We start from the raw sequence: 21,156 nt of genomic DNA, 5'->3' as shown, positions 1-21,156 counted from the left end.
CATTCATTCATTTCGTATCCCGTATGATTTCTCCGCACACTTATCTACACAGAACAAACCCGTTATGATGGTTTACCATTACTCAAATTTATATCGCAAGCCCCACTGTCCACGAATGGTGTCCATCAGCTTCATGATCTCAAGGGACTCGTCCAGCGGGATAATCGAACTTTCCGTTTTGCCTTCCAGGATACAGCGTCCTGCTTCTTCAGCCTCAAATGCATAGCCGATGCTAGTCCGATCATCCGTAAACTTCTCGGGCTCGTCCTGACCATTCACATGCAGATATGCTTCTTTTCCAGCGAGGAACAGCGGTAAACGGATATACCCTTCTGTACCATACACGACAGCTTCATTGCTCAGGTTCAGACGAACTGCCCCGTTCAATGATGCCGAGCGTCCCTCCGAGTATGAGAGCAGTACGGAGAACTGTTCATCCACACCGGTCTCCCCGATGTTCGCCGTGCTCCAGACATGCTGCGGCTGCTCGCCAAAAATCATGGACGCAAATGAAACAGGATACACGCCAGCATCCAGCAGAGCGCCCCCGCCCAGATCCGGGTTCAACAGCCTTCCTTCAGGCTCCCAGCCGATACGGAAACCAAAGTCTGCTTTGACAAGCCGCACTTCACCGATTCGTCCTTCGGCAATCCAATTCCGCGCCTGAACAATCGGAGGCAAGAAACGCGTCCACATGCCTTCCATCAGGAAGAGCTTGCGGCTGCGAGCCGTCTCTACCAGCTGCTCCAGCTGACGTCCGTTCATCGTAAACGGCTTCTCACACAGCACTGCTTTTCCCGCTTCCAGACAAGCCATTACATTTTCTTTATGAAAAGGATGCGGCGTAGCAACATAAATAATGTCCACCTCTGGATCCTGCAGCAGCTCTTCATACGATCCGTATCCGCTTGCAAAACCATATTCAGCTGCAAATTTCTCCGCACTTTCCCGAGTACGCGAACCAACCGCTGCCTTCACGGCATTGCCCGCATGCTCCAGATCTCTGGCAAACTGGGATGCGATCCATCCTGTGCCCATAATGCCCCACTTTACCTTGTCCTCTTGTCCCGTAACTCCTGTCATATGAAAGCCTCCCTTGTACCCTATTGGTAGAACCAATTCTGACTCTCCTCTATATTACCAAAAAGAACCTCTGGCGTCAGACGTTGGTTTCACCTCCTGCCCCCCATGCTTGCCCAGAGCTGCTTTCATTTCAATTCTCGAGCATTTTTGCTAAGATTATCAGCAGATCACGGATGAAAGGAAGATGCCGCTGTGTCTACTCTCGTAACCATTCAACAACTCACCAAACATATTGGAGCGACCGAGCAGCGTCTCTTGTTCGAGAAAGTGAATGCCTCTGTCGATGAAGGAGAGCGAATTGCTGTACTGGGTGCGTCCGGCCAGGGCAAAAGCACGCTGCTCCGCATCCTGTCCTTATTGGATGTACCTGATGGCGGAGATATCCTCTGGCAGGGCACCTCTTACCTCAATTCCGATCCCAGGATCTGGCGCATGCGCATGTCCTATGTTGCACAACAGCCTATTATGCTCGCAGGCAGCGTTGAAGATAACTTGAAAACCGTTCACTACCTCCACCGGACACCCTATGATTCGAATCTGGCTAGCCGCCTGCTGGCCGGAGTGGGGCTGGAAGAATTGAATATACATAAGCGGGCCAGTGATCTTTCTGGCGGAGAAAAACAGCGCATAGCGCTGATCCGTTCCATCATGCTTCGTCCCAAAGTGCTGCTTCTGGATGAAGTTACCGCTTCTCTGGACCGGACCAATGCCAAGCTTGTCGAACAGCAATTGACCGAATGGAGCAAGCAAGAGGGCACTTCACTCGTATGGGTCACCCATGATCAGGAACAGGCACGCTCGTTCAGCACAACGACATGGTTCATGGGCGAACAAACCCTGCTGGAACGCCAGCCCACCTCCCTTTTCTTCGCCCATCCGCATTCGGAACTGGCCCGTCAATACATTCTGCGTCCTGCCCCTGAGGCAGATAAGGAGAAGACATGTCCATCCTCGCACTGAGTTTCACCATCATATTTATTATGCTGACCATGCTTATTTCTGTTTGGCAGAAGCTTGGTCTGGAGAGAGATATTGCTGTAGGTACCGTTCGTTCGGCGGTTCAGCTGCTGCTGGTCGGATATGTACTTCAATTTATCTTCAACTCGGACCACCCTGCACTCATCATTGCGATTGTAGGTTTTATGATAACCGTGGCGTCCTTCAACGCGGGCAAACGAGGCAAGGGACTACGCCGAATCACCCTAAATATCGCAGCAGCGATAACGGTGACCGAGCTATTGATGATGGGACTTCTGTTGGGTCTTCATATCGTCGAGCCGACCCCGCAATACATTATTCCACTCAGCGGAATGACGATTGGCAATGCGATGGTTGTCTCGGGGCTGTTCCTGAATCAGATGAAACGTGAGGTTGAGGCTTCCAAAGGGGAGATTGAGACACTGCTCTCTCTGGGTGCTTCGCCCAGACGTGCATTTCAGGATGTATTGAAGCGCTCTGTCAAATCCAGTATGATTCCGACCATTGACGGCATGAAAACGGTAGGCCTCGTTCAGCTTCCAGGCATGATGACCGGCATGATTATCGCGGGCGCCGACCCCGTCGAAGCTGTCCGTTACCAGATTCTCATTGTGTTTGCCTTCACCAGCTCGGCTGCCATAACCAGCATCATACTGAGTCTGCTGACGTACAGACAATGGTTTACCTCAGATATGCGTCTACGCTCGTTATAGAAAGAATCGATTCATTGAATCTATAGAACGAAGGGAGGTCCCTCCATGATAAGCAAATCAGATATAGTTCATCATCCAAACGCTCATCCCCCTGTGTCCAGCAACATGAACCGCAGCATTATGGCTACGGGCAGGGAAGCTATTTCACCGAGTGATCTGGGGCTTTTCCTGGAAGATACCCTGCTCGAACTTCACCAAACAGACCTGATCAGGTTCACGAGCAAGGAGTGGACTTGGAGTAAACCCGATATTGACCACCATACCTTTATATACATGCATAAGTTTACGGGGAAACTGATCATGAATGGTACCGAGCACCTCGTTACCCGTAAATCAGCCTTCCTCTGCAATCCAGGCACTGCCCTGGAATTATTCAGTGACGCGGGGCATGAGACCGAGCTATATATTATCAATTATGATCTGTTCCGGGCAGCGGAGAAAAGCGAAACACGAATGATTTATGAGCGTGAATCAAGCTTCCCGGTAGAGGGCTGGATTCAGGGCCCTTATTACGGCATACAGCGTATTGCAGCACAGTTGACTGCGGATGACGGACCAACCACACATAAAAAGAAAATGCTCATGACCGAGCTGCTGCACATGCTCTGGCCTCAGGAAGAGCAGATAAATAACGATAGCGCAGAGGACGCCCCGGACCATTGGCTCCAGGTAACGATGCAATATATGCGCGACAACTATATGCATGAGATCAAACTGGAGAAGCTGGCCGAACTTGCAGGTATGCATCCATCATATTATTCGCAGCTTTTCAAGAGCCGGATGTATAAAAATCCAATTGAATACGTAACCCATCTGCGCATGAACCGTGCCAAGGAACTGCTGATGACCTCGGACATGCGTGTTCGCGATGTGGCCCGAAGTGTAGGTTACCGGGACGAATTTTATTTCAGCCGGCGTTTTCGGAACCATGCTGGCTATGCGCCAACGTCCTATGCGAAGCAGGTGCACCGCAATATTGTTTCGCTTTCATACCCTTATACCGATCATCTGATGACTCTCGGCATAACGCCTTGTGCGGCGCAGATTCAGGGACATCTACCCCATATCCCGAAATCACTCAGTCTGCCATTTCATGCCTATGAGCCCTGGGAGCAAGGACGTCAGGCATTCCTGGATGTGAAGCCCGACCTGATTCTGACCAAGGACAATGCAGCCGCAAAAGCGATGGAACATATCGGGGATATCGCTCCGATCATCACCATCCCCTGGAATCAGACCGACATGTTCGGTCATCTTCATACGATTGCATCCATCGTGGATCGCACCCAGGCAGCAAATGACTGGCTGGAACGGCACGAACGCAAGGTTGAGCGTGCACGTAAAAAGATCAGGGAGTCGATTGGACAGGCAACGGTTGCGGTATGCACATTAACTGCGAAGGGGCCGCGTATGTACAGCACCCGTAACTTCGGTCATGTGTTTTACCGCAGTCTGCAGCTGACTCCACCTGAACGTATTCAATCCGAGCTCGCTGGTAAAGCTCCGGGAGTAGGATTCAACTGGATGTCCATCACTCCAGGAGAATGGGATGGACTAGAGGCTGATATTCTGCTGCTGGCCGTTACTTCGATGAAAGAACGCGCCTCCCTGCTGCATCAAATCCATGCTGATCCGCGTTGGAATCAGTATCCGGCCGTCCGGAACGGGCATGTTCATGTCATTGATTGGAATTCATGGGTCGTATATGCACCCTATTCCATCAACATCCAGCTGGATGAGGCCGTCATGTTATTGACGAACAAAGGATCCTTTTTGTAATCTAAAAAATGTCCATCACCCGAATCTTAATTTATGCCATGTACGGGCCTGAATTAAGATTTTATAATGAACTCTAATTGATAATGATAATCAATAACAGCAGAGCTATTCTTGCTGGCAACAAAAGGAGTGACCCCCATTCAACATCCGGGACTGCCACATCGTCCATCCAATTCAAGAAAATCCCCGGTGACCATTAGCCTGATGTTTTTGTCAGCCATCGCCATTCTGCTGATTAGTCTGTTTGTCGCCATATCGCTTGGTGCCAAATCGCTGACACTCGAAACGGTATGGGCTGCCATATTTCAGTACAATCCGGCTCTGACACCGCATCAGATTATTCATGAGCTCCGTCTCCCCCGGGTAGTTGCTGCCGCTGTCGTTGGCGCAGCCTTTGCGGTTGCCGGGGCGCTGATGCAGGGAATTACGCGCAATCCGCTGGCGGATACGGGAGTACTCGGCATTAATGCAGGTGCCACCTTCATGGTGGCGTTGAGCTTTGCCATGTGGCCGGGATTGTCTTATGCCTGGCTTATGGGTCTTTCATTCATTGGTGCCGTGCTGAGCACCCTATTTATTTTCCTGCTGGGGTCGGCCGCGCCGGGAGGACTGACATCCATGCGGCTGACGGTTGCAGGTGCTGTCGTTGCCGCCATGCTGAGCTCGCTCAGTACAGGTGTCGCGATTTATTTTGACCTAAGTCAGGATCTCGCCTTCTGGTATGCCGGTGGCTTTGGCGGTATTGAATGGCGGCATTTGAGACTCCTTGTTCCTGTGCTTCTGATTACGTTGCTGCTGACCATGCCTCTTGCCCGGAGAGTATCCCTCATGTCGCTCGGAGAGGAAGTTGCGCTGGGCCTGGGTATTCATATTCGCATGACCCGATTCCTTGCACTCACGGCTGTGGTCATACTGGCAGGCGTGTCCGTATCCGCCGTTGGCTCGATCGGATTCGTCGGGTTAGTCATTCCGCATATTTCCCGTAAGCTCGTCGGTGTCAATTATCGTCTGATCATTCCCATGTCCTCCCTGCTCGGAGCCATCCTTCTGGTATTGGCCGATTTGGGGTCACGCATCGTAAATCCACCTGAGGAGCTGGCGGTAGGTATCATGGTTGCTTTTGTCGGTGTACCGTTCTTCCTCTATCTGGCCCGCAAGGAAAGGAGGGCATTGTAACATGAGATCCACTGTGCCTTCACGGGGAAAACGATCCATCACAGTCAGCGTTACGCTGCTCTGTATTGCATGCGCAGTTATCGTGATTAGCCTGAATACGGGTACAATCCGTCTCTCTCCGCTCGCTGTACTGCAAACGCTGCTTGGCCATGGCAGCCCGGACGATCAGATTGTGTTGTTCGATTACCGTTTGCCTCGCATTCTCATTACGGTCCTGGCTGGAGCAGGACTTGGTATTTCGGGAGCGGCCCTTCAAGGCATTACACGCAATCCGCTTGCCGATCCCGGCATTCTTGGCCTTCATGCAGGAGCGGCATTGGGGCTGATGGTTTTCGTAAGTCTGTCCTATTCCATGGATGGCTCGATTGCCCTATTAATTCCCTTGTTTACTTTTGCAGGCGGATTCATCTCGGCACTGATCATTATGCTGCTCGCCTATGACCGGCATAACGGGGTATCTCCCATCAAGCTGATCCTGGTCGGTATCGCTGTCGCCGCAGGGTTTCATGCGCTAACGTTATATCTGTCTCTTCGGCTGGATGAAGATACGTATTCCTTCGCTGCCCGCTGGCTCGCCGGCAGTGTGTGGGGTAGAGACTGGATTCACGTGCAGGCTCTGCTTCCATGGATTGTAGTCTGTGTTCCCTACATCTGGAGCCGGTCCAAAACGCTGGACGCTTTCGGTCTTGGAGATGCAGCCGCCACGGGGATCGGTACACCCGTCCGATCCCAGCGCATATGGCTTCTCTTATGTACTGTGGCGCTGTCAGCCATAAGTGTATCCATGGCCGGAGGGATCGGATTCATCGGACTGGCCGCGCCGCACCTCGCCCGCAGACTTGTCGGTCCGATGCATCGCCACCTGATTCCGGCGGCGGGTCTCATTGGCATGGTCATTCTGGTTACCGCCGATACGCTTGGACGAACCATTTTCCAACCGAATGCCATCCCCGCAGGTATTGTGGTGGCTGCCATTGGTGCACCTTACTTTTTATATCTACTGGTGCGAACCAAATGATGAAAGTTACTGATCTACTTTATTCAGTCTAATGATTAACATCCAAGTGATGTCCAAGGAGAATGTGAATATTCATGTTAAAGAAAAACCTATTGCTTGCTCTGAGCATTTGTCTGATATTTGTGCTTGCTGCTTGCGGAACTGCCAGCAATTCTGGCTCTTCATCCGCTGCGGGCGACATTTCCACGGGTAGCACTTCCGAGCAGCAGGATAACAGTGCGGCTTCTGGAGAACAACGCATCGCGTCGATGTCCATCCACCTGACGAATGACTTGCTGGCGCTTGGCATCACACCCGTGGGTTCCGTCATTGGCGGCGAAGCCAAAGCGTTCCTGTCTCATGTTGCGGATCGCCTGCAAAACACGACACCGCTTGGTCCGGTGAAAGATCCCGACATGGAAGCCCTGCTTGCCCTGAAACCCGATGTGATCTATCTTGATGAAGAATTTTCCGGAGAGGACATTGCCAAGTTCGAGAAAATCGCTCCTGTGCATGTATTCAATCTGGATGACGGAACATGGCGTGATCACCTGAAAGACATTGGCAAGCTGGTCCATCGTGAGAAGGAAGCAGAGCAATATATTCAGGATTATGCAGCAGAGACCGAAGAGGTAAAATCATTAATTCACGATGAGATCGGTGATGGTAGCGTCATGGCCATCCGTGTAACTGCCAAAGAATTGCGTGTATTCAGCACGCGCCGCCCTATGGGGCCGATCTTGTATGATGATCTTGGACTGACCCCTGCCAAAGGCATATCGGATATTGATTCCACCAAGCCTTATCAGGTGATCTCCCGCGAGGTGCTGCCTGATTTCGATGCAGATGCCATCTTCGTAGTGGTGAACTCGGATGAGGAAGCGGAGAACATGTTCAAAGAACTGCAAAACAACCCGATCTGGCAAGGGCTAAAAGCCGTTAAAGCCGGTCACGTGTACACGATCGGCGCGCAGCCTTGGCTGGACTACTCTGCCATTGGCAATAAAATGGCGCTGGATGAGGCCAAAGAGATGTTTACCCAAAAATAAACCAACACCTTAATGGAAAAATCATAAAAAAACCTCGCTTGCGAACTGGAGAGGGAACGGCAGACTTGCTGTCCTGTTCTCCTCTGTCCGAAGCAGAGGTTCTTTCTCTATATATTAATGAAAGCCAGGCATTCCTCATCTTATAAGATACAAACGACAATCTCAACATCCGTGTCAGCAAACGTATCCTGAATAATGCCGCTTACTTTGTCCCACTTCAGTCTGTCGAGTCCGCAACCAATCTGCGGCATGGCCAGCTTACTGATTTCTTGTTCTACACAGACGTCTCGCATCGATTGCACCGCTTGGGTAAACGATGAATAGGTCGGTTTATTCGAAAACTTCGCCTTGGTTACCAGATTTAACGTACGCCCCACCGGGTAACACCGTCCAATCTCAAGCGCTTCCTGCTTCGCCTGCTCCTGTAGAACCTGAAGCCCGAACCTTTCCCGAAACTGTACTGCAATACCCGCCCCCATGCGAGCATCAGCGGAAATACAATGAGCGAGCGTATAAGCTTCATCCATTGCAAACAAATCCTTTTGGATCTCACGAAATTGCATCTCAATCCTCCTTCTTCACATCTTAAAATGACTTACTTGCTGTTCAGAGCAATTGTTCTTGAAACGCCTTGATTATTCTCTGTCCAGCTGATCTATCCAACACAGCAAATACAATCCGCTCAAAGGACTGCCTGAAATTCTCCTGTACCAGGACATCATGGAAATACCTCGCCACATCCATCGGGTCATTCCGGAACACCCCGCAACCATAAGCACCCAGAACAAGGGTACGATGACCATTCATCGCTGCCACGTCCAAAATATACCGAATTCGCTCCTTCATGACCGATTCGATCTGCTGGTCATCTGCCTGCTCCCGTTCCTTCACAACGCCAGCATTTACGGCAGGTGCCGTAATAAAAGAAGTCGTGTAATATTGGGCTAGCAGCCGATCCTCATCATCACGTATGACCGGTACACCCGGCGAATAGATCATATAGTCTGAATATAGACAGGTGCGCAGCTTACGATTATGATCATACATTTCATTCATTTGAGAAATACAAGGATATAACCCGGAAGCCCGGGCGAGACTCTCTTCCTGTGCCTGACTTCCACCCAGGAAACCTCCGCCCGGATTTTTCGCTGAGGCAAAGTTCAGGCAAACGACATCCGTTCTCCCCTCTTCTACCACGAGACGTGAAGCTGCGGCAAGCGTCGTCTCACCGGTGACTTCAATCTTGGCAGCTGCAGACTTAGGCGCTCCCTGTAATTGGCGCACCTGCTCCCGAAGTGCCGGAAGCTCATCCGGACGGTATAAAACGGAACCCTGAATCGCTCGTTTCAAATCTTCATCAATCGAAACCCTGCGGTCATATCCGTTAATGTACTGCCCCTCTTCCAGGATGGTCAGTGTTTCCTGGGCAATACGGGCCCGACTCGAGCGCTGATTCGTGCTTTTTAGCTGATTATTTTTCTTATGCTGGTTAGCATTCATTCTAAACACTTCCTATCTCATCTCTTAGCCGGGTCAGAATCTCACCCAGCCAGTTGGTTCCCCGCCATGTTCTGCGATGGCGGATACGTGGATCTTCTTCTGCCAGTCCAACGCCCCAGATCCGGTCATCCGGGCTTGCTTCCACAAGGGTCGTTCCACGGGTGGCGAGCAATGCGGCAAGCAGTTCTTCATTTTGTGTGAATTTGGCGTGATTGCCTTCATAAACAATGCGTTTGCAGCTTGCTTCCCATATCTCTTGGTTGAACCCAGCTACCTGTCTGCCCAGCTTTTTTTGTACTGATGCTGAGCTTGCCTTCAAAATCTTGTCCGCCATGGCCTGATCGCCAAATAGCAGTGCTTTTTGATGCATCATGTATTGTTCAGCACTCGTATAACCGATTCCGTTCACCGTAAAATCAGCCGGATGCCACTGGGAAAAGGGTGACGCGGTACGCCAAAAAAAAGTAAACTTCTCCATGATTCCTTATGTCCTCCTTTCAATACAAAAAAATTATGTCGTCATACGCTCCGGGTTCAATCTGTATAGACGGGAAGGACGATGTCCTGCATTGCCCGTAAACTCTCCGGTTTCGATCACCCAATCCGCGATTTTGCGCCGGAAGGCTGCAGCCAGCAGCTTTTTGCCACCAATAATCTCATAGACCTTCTGCAGGGCAGTCAGCGTAAATGTCTCCGGCATCAGATTAAAAGCAATATCCGTGTATTCCACTTTGGCTCTCAATCGTTCCAGGGCATAATACATGATCTTGGCATGGTCAAACGCTATGCCCTCCACTTCCAAGATGGTCATGCTGCTGCTTCGCACGCTTCCTTCCACAGCTTCCTTCACCTCAATGACAGCCGATAGCTCCTCTGTTCCGTTCGACAACGTCAGCTGAACTCTTCGTTCCGTCGTACGACCTCGTTCATGAATATGACGTTTCTCCTCAAGAAGCCGCTGTTCTACCCTGAACCAGTCCGCATCGCTCGCATCATCGCCTGCTTCCAACTCAAGCTCGCTGCTATCAACTAGCGCCATGTACGAGCAGCTGATCACTCTTGTACGAGGATCACGATGCACATCGCCCCACGTGTACAACTGCTCCAGATAGATGTCATCCAGCCCGGTCTCTGTAACCAGCTCGCGGCGTGCTGCATCTTCCAGGGATTCCTGCATGGACACGAATCCACCCGGCAATGCCCACTTGCCCATATAGGGATGACCACCGCGGCGAATCATTAGCAGCTGCAGTGCCGGCTCAGCAAGTTTGCGATAATTGGACTGAGCTTCGCTCCTTATCGTGAAGACAAGCATATCTACTGTCACCGAAGGACGCTCATAATCACCTGCATCATATGTCTCCAGAAACTGCTGCTCGCTTATATTGCCATGATTCAGATGGTCCAATGGTCGGCCCTCCGAATAACCTTCATTTGTCATATTTAAAACCCCATTCTGTTATTAACAAAATGTTATTAACAATTCGATAATAAGAAGTTAACACATCTATTATCCTTCGTCAATATTTCCCATACCTAAAAATAAGAACTGCTGTACTGGTTAGGATGGGGTGGGTGTTAAACTGCATCATTTCAATGTACAAGGAAATAACTTCCTGTTAAATTCCTGATTCAGGAAAAAAAGGGTTGACGATGCGAAGCGGAGGTCTGTATACTGTGTATATTGATATATACAGTATACACAGCGAACACAGCTTGCATAGTAAAAGTGTGAGATGGAAAGGCAGGCTTGGTGGCTACCCGCAGCAATTATTTCAGTACAACTGTGTTATATCCATTTAAGTACAACTGTGTTATATTAATTTCAATTCATTCGTATTAATAAGGGGGATGTTTCGCGGGAATGAAAAGAATCGTATTATTGGATGTTCTTAGAGGCTTTGCGATTATCGGTACATTGGGGACGAATATTTGGCTTTTTGCATACTTAGGTTCTCTGAACAAAATGTTTGGCGATCCGCTTCAACCCTGGTGGACCTCGGGTGATCGTTTACTGCAAACACTGATGCTTATGCTGGTGAACGGAAAATTCCTCGGACTGCTTACTCTTCTCTTCGGGGCAGGCATGGAATTAAAGCGGCAAAAAGCACTTCGTGAAGGATATGTCTGGCCAGGGGTTTACATATGGACATGTGTGCTGCTGCTTATTGATGGATTGCTGCACTACACGTTAGTCTTGGAATACGATGTGCTGATGAGTTATGCAATTACTGGCATAATCGTGTCCTTCATCATCAACCGTTCCCGCCGCTTTATTTTGATCGTGATGGGGCTCATGGGTGGTATACATCTCATCGGAGTGGGCGGAATTACCGCACTGTTGGCCCTTACAGAGAGTGGTGCCACTCTCAATAACATGGACGTGATTGCCAAGCTATACGCCACGGGAACATGGTGGGAGCAGGTTCTATTCCGGCTGGACAACTTTGCTTTCTTTCGAACAGAGTCCATCATCATCATTCCGCTGAATATATTTCTATTCCTGCTGGGTTCCATGCTCATGCGTGCAGGCCTATTCTCAGACGAGGCATCTGGACGTTTAAGACGCCGCAAATGGATGAATTTCGGGCTTGCCGCCGGCATTCCTCTGAACCTGCTCCTGCTGGTGCCGGGAGGCAGCATGGATTTGTTTGTTCGGTACATCAGTGCACCGATCCTTACGTTCGGCTATCTTGGGCTAATTGCTTACATGCTGGAGAAAAATAGGTTCGCCGGTCTGTTCAGGCGGTTCGAAGAGATTGGCAAGATGGCATTGAGCTGTTACATTCTGCAAAATATTCTGGCTTCCGCCATCTTTTACGGATGGGGTCTGGGACTCGGTGGTTATCCCCCTTCGCTTGTGATTGTGTTACTGTGGGCCGGCATCTGTATTGTATTGATGTTATTCTCACATGCATGGCTGCTCAAATTTAAATCGGGACCGGTCGAATGGTTATGGCGCAAGCTCTCCATCTCTCCTGCCGTCAAGTCACAGTCACGGACGGAACAGATGTAATATCTAAATGGTTCCCTGAATTGAGCAACACAGTATTTCTCCCTCTTTAGTTCGAGCTGCGGATCTGTTCCGGAGCTCTTTTACTTATGTTGCACAACCCTGCATCGCTCCGTGCTGGGGATACGATGCCCTCGATTTCTAATTTCCACCTTACAAATGCCTTGACGGTATGTAAGATCAAACTTATGATTTAGTTAGTCGACTAATTAATAGGAGGGTAGTATATGCATTCAGCCCGCAGCGAACGGCTGCTCGGACAATTATCCGAACTTGTGAAGCTGCATCGCTATAAAGTTCATGAGAAGCTGGTTAACCACCCCGAGCTGTACCCCGGACAACCTCCACTGCTGTTCCAGCTTGACCGTGAAGATGGTCAAACCCAGAAAAGTCTGGCCGAGAAGCTTAGCCGTACTCCTGCAACCGTTACAGTCATGCTGAAACGCATGGAAACATCGGGATATGTAAGGCGTGAAGCCGATCCGAATGACCAGCGCAGTCTGCGTGTCTATTTGACCGACCAGGGCCGCAGCGCGCTCAAGGATTTGAGTGAGGTATTTCAGGAACTGGAGCTCCAGGCTCAGGAAGGATTTACGCCAGAAGAAACGCAACTCATGTCAGCGCTTGCACAGCGTATGGTTCACAACCTTCGTGAATCCTGAATGACGCATGGAATTGTAGCAGCATGATTTTAGACTTCATTGAATGAGGTGATTTTCCTATTGTGGACGTTGAAACGATTTTTGGCGCCTTATAAGTCAGCCGCCATACTCGCCCCACTCCTCATGGTGCTGGAGGTAGCCATGGACCTGCTTCAACCGAAGCTGATGTCCAGTATTGTGGATGATGGCGTGCTTGCCGGTGACCTGCCCCATATTGTACGCACAGGGCTGTTCATGCTTTTGTTTGCCCTCATTGGCTGGGTTGGCGGAGCAGGCTGTACACTCTTTTCCAGCAAAGCGTCTGTTGGATATGGCACTGATCTGCGCCAGGAGCTGTTCGACCATATTCAAACCTTTTCCTTCCGTAATTTGGACACATTCCAGGAAGGATCGCTCATCACGCGTCTAACGAGCGATATTACGCAGATGCAGACCTTTGTACAGATGCTCCTGCGAATGTTCATCCGGTCACCGATGCTGATCATCGGCAGTATTATTATGGCATTTACAATCAGTATCAAGCTGGCGCTGATCCTCATGATGACCGTACCCGTTCTCTTTGTCATTCTGTATATTCTCATATCCGCTTCCTATCCTCTGTTTGCCAGCGTGCAGAATAAGCTGGATCAAGTCAACGCCGTTCTGCAGGAAAATCTCGCTGGGATTCGTGTCGTCAAGGCTTTTGCACGGGCAGGCACGGAGAAAAAGCGTTTCAATCAATCCAATGAGGATTATACGGGAACAGCGGTGAAAGCCTGGCGCATTGTTACGCTGAATGCACCTGTACTCAGCCTGATGCTGAACGCGACGATCGTAGCCGTATTATGGTTTGGCGGGTTTCAGGTTGTAGGAGGCGATATTGCAGCCGGGGATCTGATTGCTTTTATCAACTATGTAACGGTGGTGCTCTCCTCCCTCACCTCCATCGGCATGATGATGATGAGTTACTCCCGGGCGAAGGTGTCGGCTGCGCGGATCAACGAGGTTCTACATACAGAGCCGGACATTCAGTCAGGCCATGAAGCTCATAGAGAGAATGCATTGCAAAATCAGGCCATTCAGGTTGGCTCCAATCCGGCATCCAGGGTTACTCGCCGACCAGGTGAGGTGGAATTCCGGGACGTTTCGTTCCGTTATGACGGCGAAGATGCCCTCACGGGAGTTAATCTTACTGCGCGAGCAGGGGAAAAGGTGGCTTTACTCGGTTCCACCGGTTCAGGCAAGACATCACTCGTGCAGCTCATCCCCCGCCTATATGATGCCTCAGTCGGTGAAGTACTTGTTGGCGGTGTTAATGTACGGAACTGGGATCTTCAACTGCTTCGCAGCAGAGTGTCCATTGTATTGCAGGAATCCATTCTGTTCAGCGGCAGCATTCGGGATAATATCGGCTTCGGCAGACCGGATACCACGGATGCCGAGATCCGTGCGGCGGCGCGGGCAGCGGCAGCGGATGAATTTATCATGAACCTGAAAGATGGATACGACACGGAGCTTGGACAGCGGGGAGTCAATCTCTCCGGCGGGCAGAAACAGCGTATTTCCATTGCGCGTGCCCTGCTCATGCGGCCGGATGTTCTTATTTTGGATGACAGTACGAGTGCAGTCGATCTGCGAACCGAAGCAAGCATTCAGAGAGCACTGCATTCCCTGATGAAAGACAGTACAACCTTTTTAATTGCCCAGCGCATATCTTCGGTGAAGGATGCTGACTGCATTTACGTGCTGGATGAGGGGCGAATCGTGGCAAGTGGTACACATGACGAACTCATGGCCAATTCCACACACTATCAGTCCATTTATGATTCCCAACAACGGAAGGAGGATGTTCAATTTGGCTAAACCTGCATCTTCCTCCGCACAGCCACCTGTCGTTCCTCCAATCGGAAGACCTGGACCGGGCCGGGGGCCTGTTCCGAAAGTAAGAGCCAAGAATGCCAAGCACGCCATCCTGCGAGTATGGTCTTACATGGGACGCCATCGCAAAGGGGTTATTATGGCTCTGGTCCTTACCGCTCTGGGAACACTGCTTAATCTGGCGGGCCCCTACCTTCTGGGCCGCGCGGTGAATGAGCATATTGTTCCGAAAGTGACGGACGGCCTTTTGAAGGACTGCCTCCTGTTATTAACGGTATACGTCTTGAGTTCACTCATGATGTGGGGACAGTCTTATGTCATGATCGGCGTATCCCAGTTGACGGTGAAGGATCTGCGTCAGGCTTTGTTCTCCAGGCTGCAGCAGCTGCCCATAAGCTTTTTTGACAAAAATCAAAGCGGAGATCTGATGAGCCGGGCTACCAATGATATCGATAACGTGTCCACTACCCTGAATCAGAGTGTGACTCAGCTGATGTCCAGTGCAATCCTTCTTGTCGGTTCACTGTCGATCATGCTTGCTCTGGATATCCGGCTGACACTTCTCAGCCTGGTAAAGGTACCGTTAATCACCATTGCAACCAAGCTGATCGCTTCCAGAACACGCAAACATTTTTCTGCCCAGCAGAAGCTGCTCGGTGAGCTGAATGGCTATGCGCAGGAAACGATCGCCGGACAAAAGGTGGTTGCCGCCTATAACCGTCAAGAACAGGCACACCAGCATTTTGAGAGCCTGAATGAAAAGCTGCGTACAGCCAGTACGCAGGCCCAGACCGTATCCGGGCTGGTTGGACCTACGATGAACGTCATGAACAACATTGGATTTGCCATTCTTGCAGCAGTAGGTGGATGGATGGCTTACCACGATTTAACGTCCATCGGACTGATTGTAAGCTTTCTTGCCTACTCTCGGCAGATTGAGCGACCACTTAACGATCTTGCGAACCAGTACAACCTGATTCAGGCAGCCATTGCCGGTGCTGAGCGTGTGTTTCAGATTATGGATACACCAAGTGAGTACGAGGAGAAACAGGAGAAGCAGCTGGATCACATTCAAGGTAAAGTGGTGTTTGAAAATGTATCCTTTGGATACCATTCCGATAGAGAGATTCTGAAAAATGTCAGCTTCACCGCGCAGCCTGGCGAGATGATTGCTCTGGTCGGGCCAACAGGTGCCGGTAAAACAACCATCATTAACCTGCTCCCCCGCTTCTATGAAATTACAGGCGGAAGCATTACCATAGATGGCACGGACATCTCGGAGCTGGAGAAGGATCACCTCCGGCGCGGACTCGGTATTGTGCTGCAGGATGCCTACCTGTTCTCGGGAACCATTCGTGATAATATTGCCTACGGCAAGCCGGATGCGACCGATGAGCAGATCAGGCAGGCAGCTCAGCTGGCCAATGCCCACTCCTTCATTCGCAAGCTGTCCCAAGGTTACGACACCCCCATTATTGCGGGCGGAAGCAATCTAAGCCAAGGACAGCGGCAATTGCTGACGATCGCTCGGGCCATCCTCGCCGATCCGGCCATTCTTATTTTGGATGAGGCAACGAGCAGTATTGATACCCGTACGGAAATGCAGATTCAGGAGGCGATGCGCACGTTAATGAAAGACCGCACCAGTTTCGTCATCGCCCATAGACTGAGCACGATCCGGGAGGCAGATCAGATACTGGTGATTGATTCAGGCCAGATTGCCGAGCGGGGTAACCACGAGGATCTCATGCAGCAAAAAGGATTTTATTATCAGCTCCATCAAGGTCAGCTAAACTGATCCATTAACTGAGCGACAACATAAATACGCCGCACGAAAGTTCCGTTATATTCGGACCTGTGCGGCGTTTTATTTGTTCTTGGAGGGTACCTCTTAAGCAATTATTCCACGGCTGCTACCGGGAGCTCCAGTGTAAACGTAGAACCGACTCCCACTTCACTGCGCACCGTAATTTCTCCATGGTGGTCATGAGCAATCTTCTGGCAGAGCGCCAGCCCAAGCCCTGTCCCTTCTTCCTTCGTTGTATAAAATGGATTAAATATATCGGCAAGGGCATGATCCGGTATGCCGCTTCCCGTATCCGTAATGGATGTATATGCTTTGTCTCCTTCATGAACAAGAACAATATGTACTTCACCCGGATCATTCATTGCTTCGAATGCATTGCGTATCAGATTAATCAGAACCTGTACGATCTTGTCCCGATCCATATTGACCACAATTGATTCGTCTGTCATCTCTAATGTAATCCGGTGTCCACGGGATGCTGCATCTGACTCGGTTAATGACAAAACACGTTCAAGGCATTGGCCCAGCCTCTCCGGTTTCATTAGATGAGCCTGAGGCTTGGAAAATTGCAGAAATTCTGCAGTCAGGTCCGTAACCCGTATCACTTCTCCCATAATCACTTCATACCACGGGGCAATATTGTACGCTTGTCCGCGTGACAGCTGTAAGAATCCACGAATGGCCGTGAGCGGATTACGGATTTCATGCGCCATGCCAGCTGCAAGTTCTCCAACAGCCCTGAGCCTTTCCGAACGGTAGATCTCTTCTTCATTCTTGATCCACTTGGTGCGCTGTGCCTGAAATAGCCGCTCCTCTGCAATCGTTATGAACTGCTGGAGGCTCTCTGCTGTCTCCGGATAGATCGAAATGCTATACGTAACCTGTAATCCTTTCAAATCTGTGGTTTGCATCCTACTCATTCGTTCCTCGATCCCCGCAACCTCGGGCAAAATGATTGAAAATCGATCTCCCGCATAACGGGATATGCCATAAGCATCCGCAAAATGCTTGGAGATGCTCTCCCCAGTCCCCGCTATAATTTTACTCCAATTGTTATCCACTTCCTTGTTAAATCCGCTGAAGTTCTGGATGTTCAGAAGAATGAGCAAAAAGGAGCGCTGCTTCTCTGCCGTCTCTTGCAGTGCATTCATATATCCTTCATAGTTGAGCAGACCTGTAAGTGGGTCGTGCAGAGTGAGGAATTGATTTTTTTCGCGCAATCTGCGCTTTTCGGCTTCGCTGTTAACCAGCGTATGATACAGAAAGATTATAACAATTGCTGTGAGTAGATCGAAGAGGGAAACCAACAAGGTGTAGGCATCTATCGTTACGTAGGATAGCCGAATCGCTGTATATTGCAGCACGAGCAGGAGAGAAATGGGCAGGGTCTGCTCCACACGCTGTTTGTTCTGGATCATTGTCATGATGAGCAGGTAATATAACATATTGCACCAGTTCAATTCACTGAAATAGTGAAATATGCCAAGAAAGATCCACTGAATTTTTTGTAATACAGGATATCGTCTTTCTCCATAAATGCTGGCAATAAATAAGGCTCCGGCAAGGATCATCCATGTAAGGCTGGAGGTACGGCCCAGAAAATAAGAGGACAGGATTACAAGCAAGCAACCCAACGGGAAAATAACCCTTTTCATCGTGTACGTTAGCAAACAACCTCGCCCCCTTTGACAATCTACTCACATCTAACACTTCATTTACATGCATTATATCGATTATGATTAGCTAATGTTGTCGATTAATGGAAGCTCTCCAAATTGGAAAGGATAGCGCTCATGGGTTATATACCATTTATTTAGCATCTTGAATAACGATCCTGCACATCATCCATCTTTTTTCTGGTATGTCATCCGGAATGATGCTGCTCGTCTGTTTTATCGGTCCTCTGGTTACTGTACTCGAGTGGCTTATCCATTCTTAAACACAAAGCCAGCGCTCTGACGTTCCAGAGCGCTGGCTTTGTTCTTCCCCTCAACATATCTATTTCTTCGCCATATATTTGCGGATATCAAATGCAACAGCGGCAACAATAATTAATCCTTTTATAATCAGCTGCCAATAGGGACTTACCCCAATAAAGGTAAGACCGTAGTTGATAACCCCGAAGATGAGCACACCGGCCATAACACCTGGCACTGTACCGATACCTCCGGCTGTTGAAACGCCGCCAACGACACACGCCGCTATGGCATCCAGCTCATACATATTGCCGTAGTTATTCGTCGCTCCGCCTGTGCGCGCTGCCTCCAGCACACCACCCAGACCATATAACGCTCCCGCAATGGCATACAAGGCAATCAAATTACGTGCGACGTGAATTCCCGATACATGTGCGGCCTGGATGTTGCCGCCAATGGCGTACATATTTTTGCCGAGACGGGTTTTGTTGAAAACGACCCAGCAGATTAAGGCTACTGCAATCGCAATCAGTACAATATAAGGGATCGAGTAGCCACCACCCAGATCAATATAGCCTGATCCGATCACCGTAAAGTCCGGTCTAAGTCCTCCGATCGGCTGTGACTGGTTGGGCTCTGTATCAAAATAAATCGAGTTCAACCCATATACGGCCACCATCGTTCCCAGTGTGGCGATAAATGGAGGTACATGCAGCTTGGCGACTATAATTCCATTTACCAATCCGACAATCAGACCAGCCACAATTCCGATGAGAATGGGCAGCCCCACCCATAAATGCGGCAGATCCGGAAAGAAGCGGTTGGCATATTCGTCAATTTGCAGCATGGACGCAGATACCACAGCCGTCAGACCTACCACCCGGCCAGCAGACAGATCGACCCCGCCTGTGACGAGAATGAAGGCCGCCCCAAGTGCAATGATGGCCCGTGTGGAGGATTGCTGCAATATATCCCGTAGGGTAGAGAAAGCAAGGAAGTTCGGGTCCGCGATGGCAATGCCGATGACAAGCAGAATAAGTACGATAAAGATGGCGCGCTGCGTTACATACTGTTTCACCTGATTGATTACTTGCGTGTTCATCTGTTTCCTCCTGTCTAAGCCATCCGCTGCTGAGCGGCCAGCCTCATAATTTCCTGCTCTGTGGCGTCGGCTCCGTCTACAATGCCCGTCAGCCTTCCTTCACTCATCACCATGATCCGGTCCGACATCCCAAGCAGTTCAGGCATCTCCGAGCTGATCATGATAATGCTTTTGCCCTGACGAGCCAGTTCCGTAATAATGGTGTAGATTTCAAACTTGGCACCCACGTCAATTCCCCGCGTCGGTTCATCAAGCAGCAGAATTTCCGGGCTGGTCAATAACCAACGTGCCAGAAGCACTTTCTGCTGATTCCCTCCAGACAGGTTGCGAATCAGCGTGTTAACGGAAGGCGTTTTGGTTCTGAACTTCTGGGTTTGCTCCCTTGCCTCTTCGCGTCCCTTCTTTTCATCCAGCAGCCCAACCCGGTTTCGGTACCTGCCCAGACTCGCAATGATCGTATTTTCATACACGGACAACACGGGAAATATGCCCGTAACCCTACGCTCCTCGGTCAGCAGCGCCATATGATGACGTTTCGCCGCGGCGGGTGAGTTGATCTTCACTTTGCGTCCATGAATCGAAATTGTGCCTGAAGCGAGACCGCGCAGTCCGAACAAGGATTCGATCAGCTCCGTCCGCTGCGCTCCCACGAGTCCGCCAATACCAAGTACTTCGCCTTTTCGGAGCTCAAACGTAATATCCCTGAACGAGTGGGCCTGGCTCGATGTTAACCCTTCCGCCTTCAAAATCACTTCGCCAGGAACGTTGGTCCGTTCCGGAAAACGTTCGTCCAGATCCCGTCCAACCATGCGGGTGATGATCAGGTCTGTAGTCAGATCGGCAGCATCCCACGTACCGACTACAAACCCGTCACGCATAATGGTGACTTCGTCCGAAATCGTGAGGATTTCCTCCATTTTGTGCGAGATGTAGATAATCGACACGCCGCGGCTGCGAAGCTCGTTAATGATGGCGAACAGCTGCTCTACTTCCTTGCCTGTCAGAGATGAGGTCGGCTCATCCATAACAATGACTTTTGATTGAAAAGAGACCGCTTTGGCGATTTCCATGGATTGTATTTTGGATACGGATAATGTTCCTGCCTGTGCCTTCGGGTCGATATCCAGATTCAGGTCTTTAAACAAGGCCAAGGTATCGGCATACATCTTCTTCTCGTCGACCAGCAGCCCTCTCATCGGGAAACGTCCCAGCCATATATTCTCCATCACGGGACGATGAGGCACCGGATTCAGCTCCTGATGGATCATGGATATGCCATGCTGCAGTGCTGCTTTGGAATTCGGAATGTCGACCTCTTTTCCATCGATTCGAACCGTCCCTTCATCCGGTCGGTACATGCCGAACAAACATTTCATCAGTGTCGATTTCCCTGCTCCATTCTCTCCCATCAGGGCGTGGACCGACCCGGGCTTCACCTTCAGGGTGACCTGACTAAGTGCCTGCACACCCGGAAACCCCTTCGAAATTCCGTCCATCTCCAGCAGATAAGGTGATGCCATATTG

The 21,156-nt window shown here is 50.2% G+C and carries 18 protein-coding genes; 10 read left to right on the top strand and 8 right to left on the bottom strand.

Annotation, left to right across the window (positions count from 1 at the left end; all coding sequences use genetic code 11):
* Positions 1 to 78 precede the first annotated feature (78 nt).
* Positions 79 to 1,083 (bottom strand): Gfo/Idh/MocA family protein, encoded by a 1,005-nt coding sequence (locus F4V51_RS05165; protein WP_153977138.1) that lies wholly within the window; start codon positions 1,081 to 1,083, stop codon positions 79 to 81.
* 192 nt (positions 1,084 to 1,275) lie between these two features.
* Here F4V51_RS05165 and F4V51_RS05160 point away from each other — a divergent pair, with 192 nt between their 5' ends.
* From F4V51_RS05160 to F4V51_RS05135, 6 genes are all read left to right on the top strand, one after another.
* Positions 1,276 to 2,043 (top strand): ABC transporter ATP-binding protein, encoded by a 768-nt coding sequence (locus F4V51_RS05160; RefSeq protein WP_153977137.1) that lies wholly within the window; start codon positions 1,276 to 1,278, stop codon positions 2,041 to 2,043.
* Complete coding sequence (locus tag F4V51_RS05155) at positions 2,025 to 2,774, top strand: ABC transporter permease (protein ID WP_153977136.1); 750 nt, start codon at positions 2,025 to 2,027, stop codon at positions 2,772 to 2,774. Before F4V51_RS05160 ends, F4V51_RS05155 begins: the two co-directional genes overlap by 19 nt.
* A gap of 45 nt (positions 2,775 to 2,819) precedes the next feature.
* Positions 2,820 to 4,553, top strand: coding sequence for a helix-turn-helix domain-containing protein (locus tag F4V51_RS05150; RefSeq protein ID WP_153977135.1), 1,734 nt, complete (start codon positions 2,820 to 2,822; stop codon positions 4,551 to 4,553).
* A gap of 153 nt (positions 4,554 to 4,706) precedes the next feature.
* Entirely contained in the window at positions 4,707 to 5,729 is a 1,023-nt protein-coding gene (locus F4V51_RS05145) for a FecCD family ABC transporter permease (protein WP_416226530.1), read from the top strand.
* A 1-nt stretch (position 5,730) separates the two neighbouring features.
* Positions 5,731 to 6,747: a FecCD family ABC transporter permease gene (locus F4V51_RS05140; protein WP_153977134.1), complete on the top strand. Its 1,017-nt coding sequence runs from the start codon at positions 5,731 to 5,733 to the stop codon at positions 6,745 to 6,747.
* Between the two features lie 74 nt (positions 6,748 to 6,821).
* Positions 6,822 to 7,775 (top strand): iron-hydroxamate ABC transporter substrate-binding protein, encoded by a 954-nt coding sequence (locus F4V51_RS05135; RefSeq protein ID WP_153977133.1) that lies wholly within the window; start codon positions 6,822 to 6,824, stop codon positions 7,773 to 7,775.
* A gap of 140 nt (positions 7,776 to 7,915) precedes the next feature.
* On the opposite strand, the gene F4V51_RS05130 is transcribed toward F4V51_RS05135, so the two are convergent.
* Genes F4V51_RS05130 through F4V51_RS05115 form a run of 4 tightly spaced genes read right to left on the bottom strand, consistent with a single transcriptional unit; the run spans position 7,916 to position 10,716 of the window.
* On the bottom strand, positions 7,916 to 8,338 hold the full coding sequence (locus F4V51_RS05130) for a macro domain-containing protein (protein WP_153977132.1): 423 nt from the start codon (positions 8,336 to 8,338) through the stop codon (positions 7,916 to 7,918).
* 43 nt (positions 8,339 to 8,381) lie between these two features.
* Positions 8,382 to 9,275 (bottom strand): TIGR02452 family protein, encoded by an 894-nt coding sequence (locus F4V51_RS05125; RefSeq protein WP_153977131.1) that lies wholly within the window; start codon positions 9,273 to 9,275, stop codon positions 8,382 to 8,384.
* Between the two features lies 1 nt (position 9,276).
* A complete protein-coding gene (locus tag F4V51_RS05120) occupies positions 9,277 to 9,753 on the bottom strand; it encodes a riboflavin biosynthesis intermediates N-glycosidase (RefSeq protein WP_153977130.1) in 477 nt (158 codons plus the stop codon).
* A 33-nt stretch (positions 9,754 to 9,786) separates the two neighbouring features.
* Positions 9,787 to 10,716 carry an NUDIX hydrolase gene (locus tag F4V51_RS05115; protein ID WP_153977129.1) on the bottom strand — a complete coding sequence of 310 codons (930 nt, stop codon included), beginning with the start codon at positions 10,714 to 10,716 and terminating at the stop codon, positions 9,787 to 9,789.
* 423 nt (positions 10,717 to 11,139) lie between these two features.
* Between F4V51_RS05115 and F4V51_RS05110 the strand changes: the two genes are divergently transcribed.
* The 4 genes from F4V51_RS05110 to F4V51_RS05095 all read left to right on the top strand — a co-directional run bounded on the left by F4V51_RS05110 (position 11,140) and on the right by F4V51_RS05095 (position 16,605).
* Entirely contained in the window at positions 11,140 to 12,291 is a 1,152-nt protein-coding gene (locus tag F4V51_RS05110) for a DUF418 domain-containing protein (RefSeq protein WP_153977128.1), read from the top strand.
* Between the two features lie 224 nt (positions 12,292 to 12,515).
* Positions 12,516 to 12,950, top strand: a complete 435-nt coding sequence (locus F4V51_RS05105; RefSeq protein WP_153977127.1) for a MarR family winged helix-turn-helix transcriptional regulator — start codon at positions 12,516 to 12,518, stop codon at positions 12,948 to 12,950.
* A gap of 60 nt (positions 12,951 to 13,010) precedes the next feature.
* Positions 13,011 to 14,792 carry an ABC transporter ATP-binding protein gene (locus tag F4V51_RS05100; RefSeq protein WP_153977126.1) on the top strand — a complete coding sequence of 594 codons (1,782 nt, stop codon included), beginning with the start codon at positions 13,011 to 13,013 and terminating at the stop codon, positions 14,790 to 14,792.
* Positions 14,776 to 16,605 carry an ABC transporter ATP-binding protein gene (locus tag F4V51_RS05095; protein ID WP_236146697.1) on the top strand — a complete coding sequence of 610 codons (1,830 nt, stop codon included), beginning with the start codon at positions 14,776 to 14,778 and terminating at the stop codon, positions 16,603 to 16,605. The genes F4V51_RS05100 and F4V51_RS05095 overlap by 17 nt, the downstream gene beginning before the upstream one ends.
* Positions 16,606 to 16,706: 101 nt before the next feature.
* Here F4V51_RS05095 and F4V51_RS05090 read toward each other — a convergent pair whose 3' ends face one another.
* From F4V51_RS05090 to F4V51_RS05080, 3 genes are all read right to left on the bottom strand, one after another.
* The gene (locus F4V51_RS05090; protein ID WP_236146696.1) at positions 16,707 to 18,284 is read right to left on the bottom strand and encodes an ATP-binding protein; all 1,578 of its coding nucleotides are present in this window, start codon (positions 18,282 to 18,284) and stop codon (positions 16,707 to 16,709) included.
* 328 nt (positions 18,285 to 18,612) lie between these two features.
* Entirely contained in the window at positions 18,613 to 19,632 is a 1,020-nt protein-coding gene (gene mglC / locus F4V51_RS05085) for a galactose/methyl galactoside ABC transporter permease MglC (RefSeq protein WP_153977124.1), read from the bottom strand.
* Between the two features lie 14 nt (positions 19,633 to 19,646).
* Positions 19,647 to 21,152, bottom strand: a complete 1,506-nt coding sequence (locus F4V51_RS05080; RefSeq protein ID WP_153977123.1) for a sugar ABC transporter ATP-binding protein — start codon at positions 21,150 to 21,152, stop codon at positions 19,647 to 19,649.
* Positions 21,153 to 21,156 lie beyond the last annotated feature (4 nt).

Source organism: Paenibacillus xylanilyticus (genome assembly GCF_009664365.1).
GTDB classification, from domain to species: domain Bacteria; phylum Bacillota; class Bacilli; order Paenibacillales; family Paenibacillaceae; genus Paenibacillus; species Paenibacillus xylanilyticus_A.
Note: the sequence above shows the minus strand (reverse complement) of the source record. Positions and strands in the feature narration are given on the sequence as shown.